The organism is Mycobacterium sp. UM_WGJ, from assembly GCF_000455125.1.
Classification (GTDB): domain Bacteria; phylum Actinomycetota; class Actinomycetes; order Mycobacteriales; family Mycobacteriaceae; genus Mycobacterium.
The window spans coordinates 159,680-176,315 of record NZ_AUWR01000008.1 but is presented as its reverse complement, the minus strand read 5'-3'; the positions used below and the strand labels follow the sequence as shown (position 1 = coordinate 176,315).

13 protein-coding genes are annotated in these 16,636 nt (G+C 68.8%); 7 read left to right on the top strand and 6 right to left on the bottom strand.

Annotation, left to right across the window (positions count from 1 at the left end):
* The first annotated feature begins 41 nt into the window (after positions 1-41).
* From N416_RS0102755 to N416_RS0102745, 3 genes are read left to right on the top strand one after another with little or no spacing between them, the layout of a single operon-like run.
* Entirely contained in the window at positions 42-2,402 is a 2,361-nt protein-coding gene (locus N416_RS0102755; protein WP_024440607.1) for a Tex family protein, read from the top strand.
* Positions 2,403-2,408: 6 nt separating this feature from the next.
* A complete protein-coding gene (locus N416_RS0102750) occupies positions 2,409-3,800 on the top strand; it encodes an FAD-binding oxidoreductase (protein ID WP_024440606.1) in 1,392 nt (463 codons plus the stop codon).
* Between the two features lie 55 nt (positions 3,801-3,855).
* Positions 3,856-5,415 (top strand): acetolactate synthase large subunit, encoded by a 1,560-nt coding sequence (locus N416_RS0102745; RefSeq protein WP_024440605.1) that lies wholly within the window; start codon positions 3,856-3,858, stop codon positions 5,413-5,415.
* A gap of 55 nt (positions 5,416-5,470) precedes the next feature.
* Here N416_RS0102745 and N416_RS0102740 read toward each other — a convergent pair whose 3' ends face one another.
* Positions 5,471-6,130: a cutinase family protein gene (locus tag N416_RS0102740; RefSeq protein WP_024440604.1), complete on the bottom strand. Its 660-nt coding sequence runs from the start codon at positions 6,128-6,130 to the stop codon at positions 5,471-5,473.
* Positions 6,131-6,222: 92 nt separating this feature from the next.
* Complete coding sequence (locus N416_RS0102735) at positions 6,223-6,897, bottom strand: cutinase family protein (protein WP_024440603.1); 675 nt, start codon at positions 6,895-6,897, stop codon at positions 6,223-6,225.
* Between the two features lie 607 nt (positions 6,898-7,504).
* Here N416_RS0102735 and N416_RS24205 point away from each other — a divergent pair.
* Positions 7,505-9,034 (top strand): Hsp70 family protein, encoded by a 1,530-nt coding sequence (locus N416_RS24205; protein ID WP_081654433.1) that lies wholly within the window; start codon positions 7,505-7,507, stop codon positions 9,032-9,034.
* Here the strand turns inward: N416_RS24205 and N416_RS0102720 are convergent.
* Positions 9,031-10,107, bottom strand: a complete 1,077-nt coding sequence (locus tag N416_RS0102720) for an SAM-dependent methyltransferase (protein ID WP_024440600.1) — start codon at positions 10,105-10,107, stop codon at positions 9,031-9,033. The genes N416_RS24205 and N416_RS0102720 overlap by 4 nt on opposite strands.
* An 84-nt stretch (positions 10,108-10,191) precedes the next feature.
* On the opposite strand from N416_RS0102720, the gene N416_RS0102715 reads away from it, so the two are divergent.
* A complete protein-coding gene (locus tag N416_RS0102715; RefSeq protein WP_024440599.1) occupies positions 10,192-10,908 on the top strand; it encodes a hypothetical protein in 717 nt (238 codons plus the stop codon).
* 80 nt (positions 10,909-10,988) lie between these two features.
* On the opposite strand, the gene N416_RS0102710 is transcribed toward N416_RS0102715, so the two are convergent.
* From N416_RS0102710 to N416_RS0102700, 3 genes are read right to left on the bottom strand one after another with little or no spacing between them, the layout of a single operon-like run.
* On the bottom strand, positions 10,989-11,621 hold the full coding sequence (locus tag N416_RS0102710) for an MBL fold metallo-hydrolase (protein ID WP_024440598.1): 633 nt from the start codon (positions 11,619-11,621) through the stop codon (positions 10,989-10,991).
* Positions 11,618-12,703: an S-(hydroxymethyl)mycothiol dehydrogenase gene (locus N416_RS0102705; RefSeq protein WP_024440597.1), complete on the bottom strand. Its 1,086-nt coding sequence runs from the start codon at positions 12,701-12,703 to the stop codon at positions 11,618-11,620. Before N416_RS0102705 ends, N416_RS0102710 begins: the two co-directional genes overlap by 4 nt.
* A gap of 9 nt (positions 12,704-12,712) precedes the next feature.
* Entirely contained in the window at positions 12,713-14,518 is a 1,806-nt protein-coding gene (locus N416_RS0102700) for an amidohydrolase family protein (protein WP_024440596.1), read from the bottom strand.
* 92 nt (positions 14,519-14,610) lie between these two features.
* On the opposite strand from N416_RS0102700, the gene N416_RS0102695 reads away from it, so the two are divergent.
* Together N416_RS0102695 and N416_RS0102690 are read left to right on the top strand one after the other, a co-directional pair.
* Positions 14,611-15,693: an AraC family transcriptional regulator gene (locus N416_RS0102695; protein ID WP_024440595.1), complete on the top strand. Its 1,083-nt coding sequence runs from the start codon at positions 14,611-14,613 to the stop codon at positions 15,691-15,693.
* A gap of 86 nt (positions 15,694-15,779) precedes the next feature.
* Complete coding sequence (locus tag N416_RS0102690) at positions 15,780-16,613, top strand: serine hydrolase (RefSeq protein WP_024440594.1); 834 nt, start codon at positions 15,780-15,782, stop codon at positions 16,611-16,613.
* Positions 16,614-16,636: the final 23 nt, after the last annotated feature.

Genomic DNA, 16,636 nt, shown 5'->3' with positions numbered 1-16,636 from the left:
CACCCAGGAACTGTCAGCGGCGTTCGGTAGGGTCCGTCGGCGTGACCGCGAACGTGACCCTCAAACCGGTGAATGCCCGCCTTGCCGACGAACTGGAAGTAGCCGAACGGCAGGTCGCGGCGGCCGTCGCGCTACTCGACGAGGGGGCGACGGTGCCGTTCATCGCCCGCTACCGCAAAGAGGTCACCGGCAGCCTCACCGACGGGCAGCTGCGCACCCTGGAAGAGCGGCTGCGCTACCTGCGTGAGCTCGACGACCGTCGGGCCGCGGTGCTGTCCTCAATCGAGGAGCAGGGCAAGCTCACCGACGAGCTCAGGGCCGCGCTGTTGTCGGCCGACACCAAGGCCCGCGTGGAAGACATCTACCTGCCCTACAAGCCCAAGCGCCGCACCAAGGCGCAGATCGCGCGCGAGGCGGGCCTGGAGCCCTTGGCCGACCGGCTGCTCGCCGACCCCACCCTGGACCCCCAGCAGCTCGCTGCGGAGTACACCGGAGAGGCGGTCGCCGACACCGCGGCCGCACTGGAGGGTGCGCGCGCGATTCTGGTCGAACGTGCCGCCGAGGACGCCGAATTGGTGGGCGCGGTCCGGGAGAAGTTCTGGTCGGCAGGGTCGCTGCGGACCATGCCGCGCTCCGAAGAGGCAGCGAAAAGTGCTGCGGCACAAAAATTCCGGGACTACTTCGAGTTCAGTGAAGCGTTGGAGACCATGCCGTCGCACCGGGTGCTGGCCGTGTTGCGCGGCGAGAAGGAAGACGCCCTGGCGCTGGCCTTCGACGGTGGCGACAACGAGCCCTACCAGGCGATGGTCGCCAAATCGCTGGGCGTGAACATGACCGCGCCCGGCCCGGCCACGCCCTGGCTGGCCGACACCGTGCGGTGGGCATGGGACACCCGACTGGCGTTCTCGGCGGCCGTCGAGGCCCGGATGCGGTTGCGCCAGCGTGCCGAGCAGGACGCGGTGGCGGTGTTCGCCAAGAACCTCAAAGACCTGTTGTTGGCGGCGCCGGCGGGCAACCGCACCACACTCGGTCTCGACCCGGGCTTTCGTACCGGGGTGAAGGTCGCCGTCGTCGACGGCACCGGCAAGGTCGTCGACACCTGCGCGATCTTCCCGCACCAACCGCAGAAGCAGTGGGATCAGGCCAAGGCGGCGCTGGCCGCACTGGTGGCCCGCCATGGTGTGGACCTGATCGCGGTCGGCAACGGCACCGCGTCGCGCGAGACCGACGCCTTGGCCGCCGAGTTGATCGCCGACCTCAAGGCGGCCGGCGCCCCGGCACCGGTCAAGGCGATGGTCAGTGAGGCCGGCGCGTCGGTGTACTCGGCGTCGGCCTATGCCGCCCATGAGCTTCCCGACCTGGACGTGACGCTGCGCGGGGCGGTGTCGATCGCGCGACGGTTGCAGGATCCGTTGGCCGAACTGGTCAAGATCGAACCGAAGTCGATCGGCGTCGGCCAGTACCAGCACGACGTGACACCGGGAACCCTGGCGCGCAGCCTCGATGCGGTGGTCGAGGACGCGGTGAACGCCGTGGGTGTGGACCTCAACACCGCCTCGGCCCCGCTGCTGGCCAAGGTGTCAGGGGTGTCGGAGTCGCTGGCCGAAGCGATCGTGGCGCACCGCGACCAGGCCGGGCCCTTCCGCAACCGGGCCGCCCTGCTCGACGTGCCACGGTTGGGCCCCAAGGCATTCGAGCAGTGCGCCGGGTTCCTGCGCATCCGCGACGGCGACGACCCGCTGGATTCCTCGGGGGTGCATCCCGAGGCCTACCCGGTGGTCCGGCGCATCCTGGACCGCTCGGGCGTCTCGCTGGCCGAGATCATCGGCGACGAACGAACGCTGCGATCGCTGCAACCCGGCGACTTCGCCGACGACCGGTTCGGGGTACCGACCGTCACCGACATCCTCGCTGAACTGGAGAAGCCCGGTCGGGACCCGCGGCCGGCGTTCTCCACCGCGACGTTCGCCGCGGGCGTGGAGAAGGTGGCCGACCTCAAGGTGGGCATGGTGCTGGAAGGGGTGGTCACCAATGTCGCGGCCTTCGGAGCTTTCGTCGATGTCGGGGTGCACCAGGACGGTCTGGTGCACGTATCGGCCATGGCCGACCGCTTCGTCTCCGACCCGCACGAGGTGGTGCGCTCCGGCCAGGTGGTGAAGGTCAAAGTCGTCGATGTCGACGTCGAACGCCAGCGCATCGGGCTGACCCTGCGACTGGGGGACAAGCCGGCGGACAAGCCCGCCGCATCCTCCGGGGGCCCAGGTGCCAAACCGGCTGCGCGCAGTGACAACGCCAAGCAGAATCGTGGGCGGCGTCCCGGCAACAGCGCCGGGCGTCGGGATGCGGCACCGGCAGGCGGGTCGATGGCTCAGGCGTTGCGTGACGCCGGATTTGGAAAGTAGGGACGGATGGCCACGGTAGACAGCTCATCCCTTGCGGCCGCGCGCAAGTTCGCCGACATCGTCGGGGCCGGCGCACTGCTGACCGGCGAGCAGATCGCCCCCGACTACGCCCACGACGAGGCGCTGGTCGGAGCACCGGTGACACCGAGCTACGTCGCCCGCCCGCAGACCGCCGAGCAGGTTGCGGCGTTGCTCGCCGCGGCAACCGAGGCGAAAGTTCCGGTGACCGCCCGCGGTTCGGGCACCGGCATGTCGGCCGGCGCGCGGCCGTGCCCCGACGGACTGCTGATCTCCTTCGAGCAGATGAACGCGATCCTGGAGATCGACACCGACAATCAGGTTGCGGTGGTGCAACCCGGCGTCACGTTGGCCGACCTCGACACCGCCACGGCAGAGGCGGGGCTGATGTACACCGTCTTCCCCGGGGAGCTGTCCGCCAGCGTTGGAGGCAACGTAGGTACCAACGCCGGCGGTATGCGCGCGGTCAAATACGGGGTGACGCGGCATAATGTGCTCGGCCTGCAGGCCGCGTTGCCGACCGGCGAGCTGATCCGCACCGGTGGGCGAATCACGAAGCTGTCCACCGGTTATGACCTGACTCAGCTGATCGTCGGCTCGGAGGGCACCTGCGCGCTGGCTACCGAGGTCACCGTGCGGCTCTACCCTCGGCTCGGGCACTCCGCCACATTGTTGGCGCCGTTCCGCGATCTGCCCGCGGTGATGCGCGCCGTTCCCGCGGTGGTGCGCAGCGGAGTGGACCCGGTGATCCTCGAATACGTCGACAAGCTCACCCTGGCGGCGATCAGCTACTCGCAGAACCTGAACCTGGGGATCCCCGACGCGGTGCGTGAGAGCGCCGAGGCCTACCTGGTGGTGGGGGTGGAGAACCGAGACCGTGAGCGCCTCGACGACGACGTGGCCATGCTGGGCGAACTGCTCGCCACGCTCGGCGCCGAGGATGTCTATGTGCTGGAGGGCAATTCAGCGCATGCCCTGATCGAGGCCCGCGAGAAGGCGTTCTGGACGGCCAAGGCCGCCGGTGCCCACGACGTCATCGACGTGGTGGTCCCGCGGGCCGAGATGCACCAGTTCCTCACCAAGGCACAGGGATTCGCCCAGGCGGCCGGGGCCGGTGTGGTCGGCTGCGGGCATGCCGGTGACGGCAACGTCCACCTGGCGGTGTTCTGCGCAGACGACGAGGTCCGCCACCGGCTGCTGCACGACATCTTCGCGGCCGCGATGGACCTCGGCGGTGCCATCTCCGGTGAGCACGGTCTGGGACGCGTCAAGACGCAGCATTTCCTGGAGCTGGAGGACCCGACAAAGATTGCGCTGATGCGCCGGATCAAGGAGGCCTTCGACCCCGCCGGGATCCTCAATCCGGGCGTGCTTCTATAGGCGGAAGATCGCGCCCATCCCGCGTACTTCGGTGCCCATGAAGAAAGGCAACCACATGACTAACGGAGCACAGGCCCTGATCGCCACCCTGGTCGACAGCGGAGTGCAGGTCTGCTTCGCCAACCCCGGTACCTCGGAGATGCATTTCGTGGCCGCCCTGGACTCGGTGCCGCAGATGCGCGGGGTGCTGTGCCTGTTCGAAGGTGTGGTGACCGGAGCCGCTGACGGGTACGCCCGGGTGGCCGCAAAGCCGGCCGCCACCCTGCTGCACCTGGGGCCCGGCCTGGGTAATGGCCTGGCCAACCTGCACAACGCCCGCCGCGCGCACGTGCCGGTGGTCAACGTCATCGGGGACCACGCCACCTACCACAAGAAGTACGACGCACCGCTGGAATCCGACATCGAGCCCCTGACCGACTGGACTCACGGCTGGGTGCGCCGCACCAACTCCGGTGACGACCTCGGGCGCGATGCCGCCGAAGCGGTCGCAGAGTCGATGGCCAGCCCGGCGCAGGTGGCCAACCTGATTCTGCCCGCCGACATCTCCTGGGAAGACGGGGCGCAGGCGGCCGGACCGGTCGAACCGGTTCCCGCGGCCGCCCCCGACGCACAGGCCGTCTCCGACGTCGCCGCGGTGCTGGGCAGCGGCGAGCCGGTGGCGATCCTGATCGGCGGGCCCGCTGTCGCCGATGTGCGCGCATTGGAGGCCACCGATCGGATCGTCGCCGCAACCGGGGCGCGTGCTCTGGTCGAGACCTTCCCGGCCCGGCTCGTCCGCGGGGCAGGGGTCCCGGCGATCGACCGGCTTGGTTACCTGGCCGAGCAGGCCGCGTTCCAACTCGACGGCATCAAGCACCTGGTGGTGGCCGGCACCCGGGCTCCGGTGTCGTTCTTCGCCTATCCCGGCAAGGCCAGCGACCTGGTTCCCGAGGGCTGCGTCGTGCACAACCTGGCCGGCCTCGAGACCGACGTGGTGGCCGCGCTGGAACAGTTGGCCGAAGCGGTGGCTGCCGGGGTGCAGCCGCGGCCCGCGCCCGCGGCCGTTCCCGACCTGCCGAGCGGTCAGCTGACCCCGCAGAACTGGGTGCAGGTGATCGGCGCGCTGCTGCCCGACAACGCGATCATCTCCGACGAGTCCAACACCTCGGGCCTGATGCTGCCCGCGGCCACCGCCGGGTCACCACGCCACGACGTGCTCACGCTCACCGGCGGGGCGATCGGGCAGGGGCTGCCGGTCGCGCTGGGTGCGGCCGTGGCCGCACCGGACCGGCCGGTGATCGCGCTGCAGGCCGACGGCAGTGCGGCCTACACCATCTCCGCGCTGTGGACGATGGCCCGCGAGAACCTGAACGTCACCACGGTGCTGATCAACAACAGCTCGTATGCGATCCTGCGCCTGGAGCTAGCCCGGGTGGGCGCTGAGGGAGGCGGCCCGAAAGCTAACGATCTGCTCGACCTGTCGCGGCCGAACATGGACTTCGCGAAGATCGCCGAGGGCTTCGGGGTGCCGGCCACGGTGGCCACCACCTGCGAGGAACTCGCCGAACAGTTCCGCCGCGCCGTCGCAGAACCGGGGCCGCATCTGATCGATGCGCGCATCCCGACCCTGTTCTGACCGAACGACGCCGCCTTGAACCCGTGCCGGCCGGTGCCGGTCCGGCCGAGCGGTTCTAGTTGACGCTCTGGCCGGCCGTGAGCCGGCTCGCCACGAATGTCGCGGCCTCCACGGTCTTGCCGTCCTGCACGTACATCAGGTGCGGGACGACGCTGCCGCTGTCTTCGCAGTAGATGTCGCCCGTCAGGCAGAAGTCGATGGTTTTCGGGCGGTAGGACGAGGCGAGGACCGGCAGGGGACCGCCCCACAACGAGGTGGAGTACGGGCTCGACGGCGGGCCGAACAGGGCCACCGCGACCACGTGGTTGGCGACCGGCGCCGGCAGGGCATTACTGGACATTGCGATGACGCTGGCGCCCTGGGAGTATCCGCCGAGCACGAGCTTGGTCTTGGGGCAGTTGGCGACCGTCGCCTGAATGTGGGCGGTGGCGTCACTCTCGCCGAGCACCGCGCTGTTGCGGTAGTCGGTGCTCGCCGGGTACTCGACCGGGTAGACGTTGAGGTTGACGCCCGCCAGTTGCTCCTGCAACGAGCCGACGAAAGCGTCACCGACGTCACCGAGCCCGACGGGCTGACCGGAGCCGCGGGCGAACACCACTTCGGCGTCCGGGCAAGGCTCTGCGGTTGCGAGGGGAAGGCCGGCCGGCGCGGCCACCAAGGCTCCGGTGAGCGTCACCGCGGCAGCGAAGGTGCGAACAGTGTTACGCAAAGTCATCCTCAAATGCTGACATGTCTCGCTGGTGCCACTGGCCTGCGGGTCGCCGATCAGCAAACCGCAAAGTCGGCCGCGTGGAGCGAAAACGGAGGTTAAAGCCGGTTTGCCGCGTACGCCGCGCCCTCGTCCGCGATGCCATCGTAGGCGCCGGGAGCGTGCGCTGAGAAGTTCAGTCCCTCGGAGCAGACCGGGTCCTCGGGCGCACACAGCTGGATGGTCTTGGCGGTGTATGCCGGGCCGATGACCAGGGGCGGTTGGCCGAGGAAATTCATCGCCCGCTCGTTCGGCGTGCCGAAGAGCACCACAGCGGCGACGTGGTCAGCCACTTCCGGGGGCATCGGCCGTGGTATGTCGACCCCTTCCACCCCGTCCGGGATGACGCTAGCGGTCGAGAAACCCATCACTGCGGCGCCCTGCGAGAAGCCGCCGAGCACCATCTTGGTCTTGGGGCAATTCGCCGCGGTGGCCTCGATGTGCGCGGTGGCGTCACGGATGCCCTGAATGCCGGTCGGCCAGTCGTTGGTGGCCGGGTAGTCGATGGCGTAGACGTCGACGGGCCGCTCGGGCAGCCGGTTCCGTAGTGAGTTGACAAATGCTTGCCCGGTCTCACCGAGGCCGACTTCCTCGCCAGTGCCTCTAGCAAACAAAACTTGGACATCGGGACAGGGATCCGCGAAGGCGGGGGGAGGGGTGGCGACGGTGCTGTGCAGCAGCCAAGTCAGGGCCAGAACAACACCGAGGGAGCGAAGGATCCGTCGTGGGTTCACCGGTACATGGTGGCATACGAAGCGCCCCGTGTGCAGCAGACACCCCAGGCAGTGAACATATTCGGTGGTAGCTGACCGAACCTCGTGGACCATGCTGAGTAGCTCGTATCCAGGATCTGAGTCGCAACTGAGATAGGTTCAGAAGCGGCTTCCGGTTACCGGCTTGTGACCGTCGGGTGTCAGCGAGATGACCGCCGGCAATGCCTCCCGAGCAAACTTTGAAGCCACCCTCGACAGGGAGTGCGAGTAGTGAATCCCCAGCATCGACGCGATCAGCGCGCCGACGGACACGTCGCAGAGCCAACCCGTGAGCAGTCCGGCGGCCCGGCCCGGCGCCGAACGCTCGGTAGGGGCTGCCCACCGCGGCACCCCCCGGCAACGCCCCGGCCACGCTCGCGGAAGCGCCGGCGCCGCGGCACCGGGCAACGCCAAGGGGCGGTGGCCCAGCGCTCGCATACGACCAGATGCCGAATGTCGGCAGCAGCGCTCGGCGCGACTTCTCCGGCGCACCAACAGCGCTGCAATACCGGATATATCGAACATTCATCGATAAAATTGCGCGGACCGGTGCGCTCTGACCGCCGGATGACACCGTGGATGGGACAGCATGGCGCAAGAGACAGGCCCCGCGTTGGGGATGTCCGTCGGGGCGACCACATTAGCGGCGGTTACCGCCGATCGCGCGATCACCCGTCGGCCCGTGCTGACGCTGTTCCGGGATCGGCCCTCCCAGATCGGCATGCCGTCGGAGAACTCCGCAGTGAGTTCCGAACTGCACGACCGTGGACTCGTAGTGACCGATTTCGTGGATCGCGTCGGCGGCGGCGGGCCCGTGGTGGCGAGCGACGGATCGACCCACCGTGCCGAGCAACTGCTCGCAGATGGATTGCACGCCTTGGCGTATGCGGTGACCGAGGGACGTCCCATCCCGCCCGCGGTAGCGGTCACCTACCCCGCGCATTGGTCACGCGACGCCGTCGGGGCGCTGCGCACCGCGCTGGCACGGGTTTCGGAATGGGCGCAGCATCCGGTGTCGCTGGTCTCCGACGCGACGGCTGCTTTGACTGCGCTGCAAGCGAATCCGGGCCTGCCCGAGCACGGGATCATCGCGGTGTGCGACTTCGGGGGGAGCGGAACCAACGTCACCCTCGTCGACGCGGAGCGCGGTTTCGAACCGATCAGTGCCACCCGGCGCAGCACCGTCTTCTCCGGCGACGTGATCGACCAGGCGTTGCTGGATCACGTGGTGGCCGATCTGGGTGGCAACGGCGACGGGCCTCCGACGGTGGGGTCGCTGACCCGGCTGCGCAGCCAGTGCCGTGACGCCAAGGAGCAACTGTCATCTGAGACGGTGGCCGAACTCGCGGGGTTCCACGGCGGCGTATGGCTGACCCGTATCGAACTCGACGAGGCGCTGCGCCAGCCGCTCGAGGGCTTTTTCACCGTCCTGCAGAACACCTTGGCCGACAACGAAATCGGTCCCGATGCGCTGTCGGCGATCGTCTCCGTCGGCGGCGGAGCGAACATGCCGTCGGTCACGACCGGTCTGTCGCAACGCTTCGGGGTCGCCGTAATCAGCTCGCCGCGACCACAGCTGACGGCGGCGATCGGGGCCGCGCTGAGCGTTGCCGGCAATGTGGTGGCCGTTCCGAAGAAGGCGCCGCCGACCGTGGCGCCGCCGCCGTTCCCGGAGTCGGTGCCGCCACCGGAGCATGCTCCACCACCGGTGCCCGACAGCGTCCCTGAGGCGGGGTTGCAACCGTTGGTGACTCCGCCGCCGCCGGCGAGCCCGGCACCCGCCGCGCCGCCGCAGCTCGCCGCGCCGGAACCCGAAGTGATCGGTGCCGGGCGTGGCGTGGAGTGGTATCGAAGGCCGGTCCCGGTGGTGCTCTTGGCTGCGCTGGTCGCGATGTTGCTGGGTACGGTTGCCGTTTTGGTGCTGCGGCGTGCCGCCGACACCGGACCGGGCACCAGCGAGCTGACGACGGTCTCGTCGTCGACGACGACAACCTCACCGCCAGCGACCTTCGAGCCGCCCCCGGCGTTCGCTCCCAGCCCCGAACCGATACCGCCGACCGTGCCCGAGATTCCCGAGAGCTCGCCGTCGGAAACCGCCGAGATCCCCGTCAGCCCTTAGCGCTGCCTGGCAAGAACGATCAATGCCAGCGGGATCTGCACCTGCTCGGGGTGGCTCGCGAGCCGGGCGGCGACGCCGGCTTCCAAGTGACGCACGAAGTCGGCTGCGCGCGGATCGTCGGGGCCGCCGGCCAAGGCAGAGGCCAGCGTGGGGAAGACGGCGGCGCTGACGAAGGCGGCCCAGTGGGTGCCGAGCGCAGCCGCGTCGCCATCCAGCAGGTATCGGTCCCAGAACCGGTCCTCGGCGTCGAACACCTCCAGCCGCTCGATCGTCAGCGACTCGAACCGCCCGGCAGGGGCGAACGGCGCACGAAGTTCCTTCTCAGTGCGGCCGAGCACCGGAATCGACATGCGGGCCACTTCATCCCGCGTCAGTGTGCCGTCGTGCACCTGCTCGTCCAGGACCGCGACGATCGCATCGAGCAGCGGCTGGTAGCCCGATCGGCCGGCAGCGTCCACGGCGGCGGTCAACACCAGCAGCTTGCCGCCCGGACTCAACTCCCGGCCGCGGAACGCCACGAAGTCATGCCAATCCTGGGAGGCCTGGCGGGCGTAGGCGCGCCGCGCGTCGTCGTCGTCAGTGTGCGCGACATGGACGTGATCGGAGAACTCGGGCAGCTCCGCGGCGGTCCGGCGCAGCCACATGGTCGACCAGGACGTCCAGCCCAGATTGACGCTCTGCGAGGGCAGAATCTGGCTGTAGAACGAGCGTCCTACCGCCGAGGGGAAGCTGGCGGTGTCCCTGCGGACATAGCTGTCGGGATCGTCAGCCAGCGTCGTGAACAGCGCCGTGAAGTCGTTGTCCGGCAGGTCGGTATGGACCACCAACACGGCATGGTCGGTCCGGGTTCGCCGTCGGAACGCGGCGATGGCGGCCCCGATCGGAAGCAGTGAGTTGTAACCGGTGGCGGCCCCGTAGTCGGCGACGACGATCGGCCGCGGGGCGGCGGGCAGCGGAACCGTCGCCGCGAGCTGTGCGAAAACACCGGTCGCATGGGCCAGCCCGGCCGCCTGCAAGCGACTCGAGGGAGCGCCGCCGGGCTCGGGGCGGACGACGATACTCGACTCTGGCATGGCCACCTCCGACCCCGGCGAAACCGTCATCGATATCCACCACTGACCGTAGCGGCATCGGCAATCCGTGGCACACTTCCGTAAGTGGGCGCACAACGGGCGATCGGGCGCATTCCGCTCGTGGTGACAGCCGGCCTGATGACCATTGGGGTGATCGGCTTCGTGGTCGCGCTGATTCTCAACGTCTTTGTGCTGGACCGCTACGACGCCTATGGCGAAGTGCCGATCCCGGGCTCGGGCAGGGTGCATCTGCCGGCGGGCGAGGTGACGGTCAATCTTCACACCCGGGTCATCTCAAGTCCCACTGGCGGCGGACTGCCGGTCCCACCGATCAGCGTGACGGTGACACCACCGGATGGGGTGCCCGATCCGGAGTTCGAGGAAAGCATCGGGATGACCACCACGGTCAACAACGACAGCCGGCGCCGGTTGTGGCGGATAAACGTGGCCGAGGCCGGTGACTACCAGATCGTCACCGATGGGCAGGTCGGCGCCTACATCGCTCCGCGGCTGGCCTTCGGAAAACCTGCCGGCCACTCGGCGCTGCTGTGGGTGTTTCCGGTGATCTTCGTCCTGGGGCTGGTGAATCTGATCGCAGGCCGGCTGTGGGCGGCGCCCCGTCGAAGCCCGTCGGTGGAGACGACCGACACGGGAGCAGACGTCAGCCACGGTCGGTTCGTTCCGGAGGGCGAGGGGATCCGGATCGCGCAGCTCAAAACGATAACGGCGCTGCGTGATTCGGGAGCGCTGACCGAGCAGGAGTTCGCCGAAGAGAAGCGGCGAATCCTGCGCGGGCACTGAGCTCGGTGGCGCTTAGTGGCGCTCAGTGGCCGGGCTGGATGGGCCCTTCCTCTTCGCCGCTCGTTCCTCGCGGCGCATCGTCAGTGGCCGCGCGCCACCCACTCGTCGTAATGGACCAGTTCGTCACCGATACGCGTGCTGTCGCCGTGCCCGGTGTAGACCACCGTGTCGGCCGGCAGTGCGCCGAGCCGCTCGGAGATCGACGCCAAGATCGTCGGGAAGTCCGAGAACGATCGGCCGGTCGCCCCCGGGCCGCCGCAGAACAAGGTGTCACCGCTGAACACCGCGCCCAGGTCCGGTACATGCCAGCACACCGAGCCCGGTGAGTGGCCGGGGGTGTGCAGCGCCCGCAATTCCAAGCCCCCGACAGTGAGCGTGTCGCCGTCGGCAACCGCCCGAAAGTCGCTGTCCGGGTGCGTCATCTGCCACAGCATGTCGTCGCCGGGGTGCAGCAGCACCGGCGCGTCGAGCGCTCGACCCAGCTCCGGTGCCACCGTGATGTGGTCGTTGTGGCCGTGCGTGCACACCACCGCCACCACGTTGCGCCCGCCGACGGCTTCGACGATCGGGGCGGCGTCGTGAGCTGCGTCGAAGACCACCACATCGGAATCGTCACCGACGATCCAGATGTTGTTGTCGACTTCCCAACTGCCGCCGTCGAGTTCGAATGTGCCGTGGGTGATGACCCGCTGAATCGGACTGGCTGCGGTCATAGCACCACGACCGACCGCAGCACCTCGCCGCCGTGCATCCGCCCGAACGCCTTCTCCACATCGTTGAGCCCGATGCGTTCGGAGACGAACTTGTCCAGCGGAAGCCGGCCCTGCAGGTAGAGGCTGATCAGGGTGGGGAAGTCGCGCTCGGGCAGGCAGTCGCCGTACCAGGAAGACTTCAGCGAACCGCCGCGGGAGAAGAAGTCGATCAGTGGCATCTCCAGCTGCATCTCCGGGGTCGGAACCCCCACCAGCACTACGGTTCCGGCCAAGTCGCGCGCGTAGAACGCCTGCTTCCAGGTCTCCGGGCGCCCGACGGCGTCGATCACCACATCGGCGCCGAAGCCGTCGGTGAGATCCTGGATGGTCTCCACCGGGTCGAGCTCGCGGGCATTGATGGTGTGGGTGGCGCCGAATTCACGCGCCCAGTTCAGCTTGGTGTTGTCGGTGTCGACCGCGATGATGCGCCGGGCCCCCACCAGGGCTGCCCCGGCGATCGCGGCGTCGCCCACACCGCCGCACCCGATCACCGCGACGGTGTCATCACGGGTGACGCCACCGGTGTTGATCGCCGCACCCAGACCGGCCATCACGCCGCAGCCCAGCAGGCCGGCCACCGCGGGGTCAGCGCTGGGATCTACCTTGGTGCACTGACCTTCGTGCACCAGGGTCTTGTCGGCGAACGCCCCGATGCCCAGCGCCGGGGTGAGCTCGGTGCCGTCGGTCAGCGTCATGGGAACCGAGGCGTTGAAGGTGTCGAAGCATAGGTGCGGGCGACCGCGCTTGCAGGCGCGGCACTGTCCGCACACCGCGCGCCAGTTCAGGATCACGAAATCACCGGGCGCCACCGCGGTGACCGCCGAGCCCACCGACTCGACCGTGCCGGAGGCCTCGTGGCCCAGCAGGAACGGGTAGCTGTCGTTGATGCCGCCGTCGCGGTAGGTCAGGTCGGTGTGGCACACCCCGCAGGCGGTGATGGCGACGACGACGTCGTTGGCACCGGGGTCGGGGATGACGATGTCGGTCACCTCGACCGGCTTGCCCTTTTCGCGGGAGATCACACCGCGCACTGTCTGACTCATGGGGCCACCCTATGTTGCCGGTGTGGCGTCCGGTGCGCTGGCTTGCGCGGCCGGCACGCCCGCGGCCGGGGTGCGGGTGTCGGCCCGCAGAAAGCTTCCGGTGCGTTGCGTGCCGAGCACGCTGGTGGGCTGACCGTCGAGGACCACTGCCCGGCCGGAGATGAACACGGCGCTGACGGCTTTGTCGTTGCGATTGACCATCCGGGACATCCCGCCGTAGGGCTCGAAGGATTCCTCGGCGTAGGCGTCCAGGGTGTCGTCGAGGTGCGCGGGGTCGATGACCACCACATCGGCGCGGTCACCGACGCGCAGGTGACCGGCGTCGACCCGGTACCAGTCGGCGAGTTCACCGGTCAGCCGGTGCACCGCCTGCTCGACGGACAAGAACGACTGACCGGCCTGCTGGGCGTCGAGGACGTGGCGCAGCAACCGCAGGCCCATGTTGTAGAACGCCATATTGCGCAGGTGCGCGCCCGCGTCCGAGAAACCCATCTGGATGCCGGGTTCGGCGGCGAGTGTTTTGAGCACCTCGGGTCGGTCGTTGGAGATCGTGGTGTGCCAGCGCAGGGCCGTGCCGTGTTCGAGGACGAGGTCGAGGAAGGCATCGACGGGGTGCACTCCGCCGCGCTCAATTCCGACCTGCCCGAAGGACTTTCCGATCACCGAGGCGTCCGGGCAGGCGACGATCTCGGCATCGAAGAAGTCGCGGTGCCACACCCGCGGTCCATACTTGTTCTCGTAGTCCTTGCGGAAGCGTCGCCGGTAAGCCTCGTCCCGCATCAACTTGTCCCGCTCGAGTGACTCGCGCAGATGCAGTGCCTCGGCGCCCGAGCCGAACTCTTCGAAGATCACCAGATCGATGCCGTCGGCGTACACCTCGAACGGCACCGGCAGATGCTGCCAGCGGAAGTTGGCGCCCAACTTATTGAGCAGGCGTGATGTTTTGATGATGGTCGGGATCGCCAGGCGGTTGCTCTTGACGTCGGCGGCGGCCAGCAGAGTGGTTTTGAGCGGCCGCCGGAATATTCCCAGGGCCTGGGCCAGCTGTGACACCACATCGAACGGGTTCTTGACGTCCGGACCCGCCTGCAGGATTCGTCCGCTGCGGCGCAGCTTGGACTTGAGCCGGCGCAACTCCTTGGGCTTGGCGTACGTCGACGGCAACGTCCGCGAGCGGCAGACCTCGCCGTCCATCTTGTCGAAAAGCAGCTGTTGGGAGGACATTCCGACGAATCCTGCCTGCAGTGCCTCGTCCAACATCTGTTCCATGCGGGCCTGCTCGGCCGCGGTGGGCCGCTCATCGGAGCGGGTGGCGCGGTCCAATCCCATGGTCGCGGCGCGCATGTCGGAATGTCCGATAAGCGCCGTCACATTGGGGCCGAGCGGCAGCTTCTCCAGGCTGGCGATGTAGTCCGCACAACTCGACCAGGTCTTGTGCGCATCGATGGTGTCGACCACGTACTGGCGCGGGATGGCCTCGACCCGGCCGAACAGGTCGCCGGCGTCCTGGCCGTCGACGTGGATGGTGGACAGCGAGCACGAGCCCACCAGCACCGTGGTCACGCCGTGCCGCACCGACTCCGACAGCGCGGGGGCAAGCAGTATCTCGACGTCGTAGTGCGTGTGGATGTCGAGCAGTCCGGGCGTCACCCATTTGCCGGCCGCGTCGATCACCTGGTCGCAGCCCGACTCGTCGAGTGGTTCGGCCGAGATGGCGGCGACGTGTCCGTCGCGGATGCCGATATTGCGGATCGCCGACGGCGCCCCGGTGCCGTCGAACCACCGACCGCCACGGATCACGGTGTCAAAGCTCACGGGTATTCCTTTCCGCCGAATGCCGTTCCAGCATGTCTCGCAGGGCGGGCGAAGTCTTGACATCTGCGGACATTTCTTTGATATTTGCGGACATGTCGGTGGTGCGCGGCACCGCACTGTCCGGATACCCGGAGCTGGTCACCGAGCTCGGCGGTGATCCCGTGGCACTGCTGCGAGCAGCCGGGATACCGGACGGCTCGGTCGGAGCCCACGACGTATTCGTGCCGTACCGCGCGTTGATCCTGGCCATCGAGGGCGCAGCGAACGCGACCGTCTGCCCGGATTTCGGACGCCGGCTGGCCCTCCGTCAAGACATCGGCATCTTCGGGCCGCTGGGTGTGGCCGCACGCACCGCGGCCACCGTCGGCGGCGGCTTCTCGATCGTGGAGCGGTTCTTGTCCGCCTACAGCCCGGCGATCGCGGCGCGCATCATGCCGGGCGCCCGGGCCGGCGGTTCAGCGAGGCTCGACGTAGGGGAGGGGAAGCCGGGACCGCCGCAGGCACCAGGCGAATCGTTCTATGCGTTCGAGGTCCTCATCGAGCGCTCCCCGCCGCATCCGCAGACCACCGAGCTGTCGCTGGGAGTGTCGCTGGGGATCATGCGGATGATGTTCGACGCTCCGTATGCGCCGCTGTCCGTGCACCTACCGCACGAAGCGCTCACCCCGGTACGCGACTATGTGGCCTACTTCGGCTGCCGCCCCTATTTCGCGCAGCCGGTCGCCGGTTTCACCATCCGTACCGTCGATCTGGACCGCCCCCTGCACCGGGACGACCAAGCGCATGAGGCGATGGTGCGCTATCTCAGCGGCATCACCGCAGAGTCGCCGGGCATCGCGGGCTCGGTCCGCGCGATGGCGCTGCAGCTGTTGCCCACCGGCGCCGTGAGCCTGGAGCTGATCGCCGGCCAGCTGGGTCTGCACCCCAAGACGCTGCATCGGCGGCTGGCCGCCGAGGAGACTACGTTTGCGGCACTGGTCGACGGCGTCCGCCGCGATGCCGCCCATCGCTATCTGCGCGACACCGACATCAGCCTGGCGCACCTGACCCGCGAACTCGGCTACGCCGAGCAGAGCGTGCTCAGCCGGTCCTGCCGGCGTTGGTTCGGGTGCAGCGCGACCACCCACCGCAAGGCGGTCCGTGCGGCGACCGGGTTCGACGGCCCCGGTGGCTGATGGCGGTGACCTGGCCGCTGGGAGCGGGAGGTGCCCCCCTCGCCCGGCTTCGCCGCGCTCGCAGTCCCCGCTTAGGCTGACCAGCGATGTCCGCCGCAGACGCTCTCGCCGCCCTCGACGACTGGCCGGTCGGTCACGCGGCCGCCGCCGTGATCGGCCCGCACGGGGTGTTGGCCACCCATGGCGATACCGCGCGGCCGTTCTACCTCGCGTCGGTGACCAAGCCCCTGGTGGCGCGGGCGGTGCAGGTCGCGGTGGAGGAGGGGGCCGTCGAACTCGACACCCCGGCCGGGCCGCCGGGCGCCACGGTGCGGCATCTGCTGGCGCACGCCTCCGGGCTCTCGGCGGACTCTGATCGGGTGCTGGCCAAACCCGGCACGCGGCGGGTGTACTCCAACCACGGCTTCGCGGTGCTGGCCGAAGCCGTGCAGCAGGCGTCCGGGATCGAATTCGGCCGCTACCTGGCCGAGGCGGTGTTCGAGCCACTGGGCATGACGGCCAGCCGGCTGACGGGGGGAGCGCCGGCGGCTGGATTCGGCGGTACCTCCACCGTCGCGGACCTGGCCGCCTTCGCCGGCGACCTGCTGACGCCGGTCACGGTGTCGCCGCAGCTCCACGCCGAGGCCACCCGCGTGCAGTTTCCCGGCCTGGACGGGGTGTTGCCCGGCTATGGGCCGCAGCGACCGAACGACTGGGGGCTGGGCTTTGAGATCCGGGACGGCAAAACACCGCACTGGACCGGGGCCGGCAACTCGGCGCGGACCTTCGGCCATTTCGGCCAGTCAGGCACGCTGATCTGGGCTGATCCGGCCATCAAGCGGGCGCTGGTGGTGCTCACCGACCGCGACTTCGGGGACTGGGTCACCGGCCGATGGCCGGCGCTGTCCGACGCCGTGGTAGCCGCGGCCAGCCGGGACTAGCCAACAGGCGTCACACAAGGCAC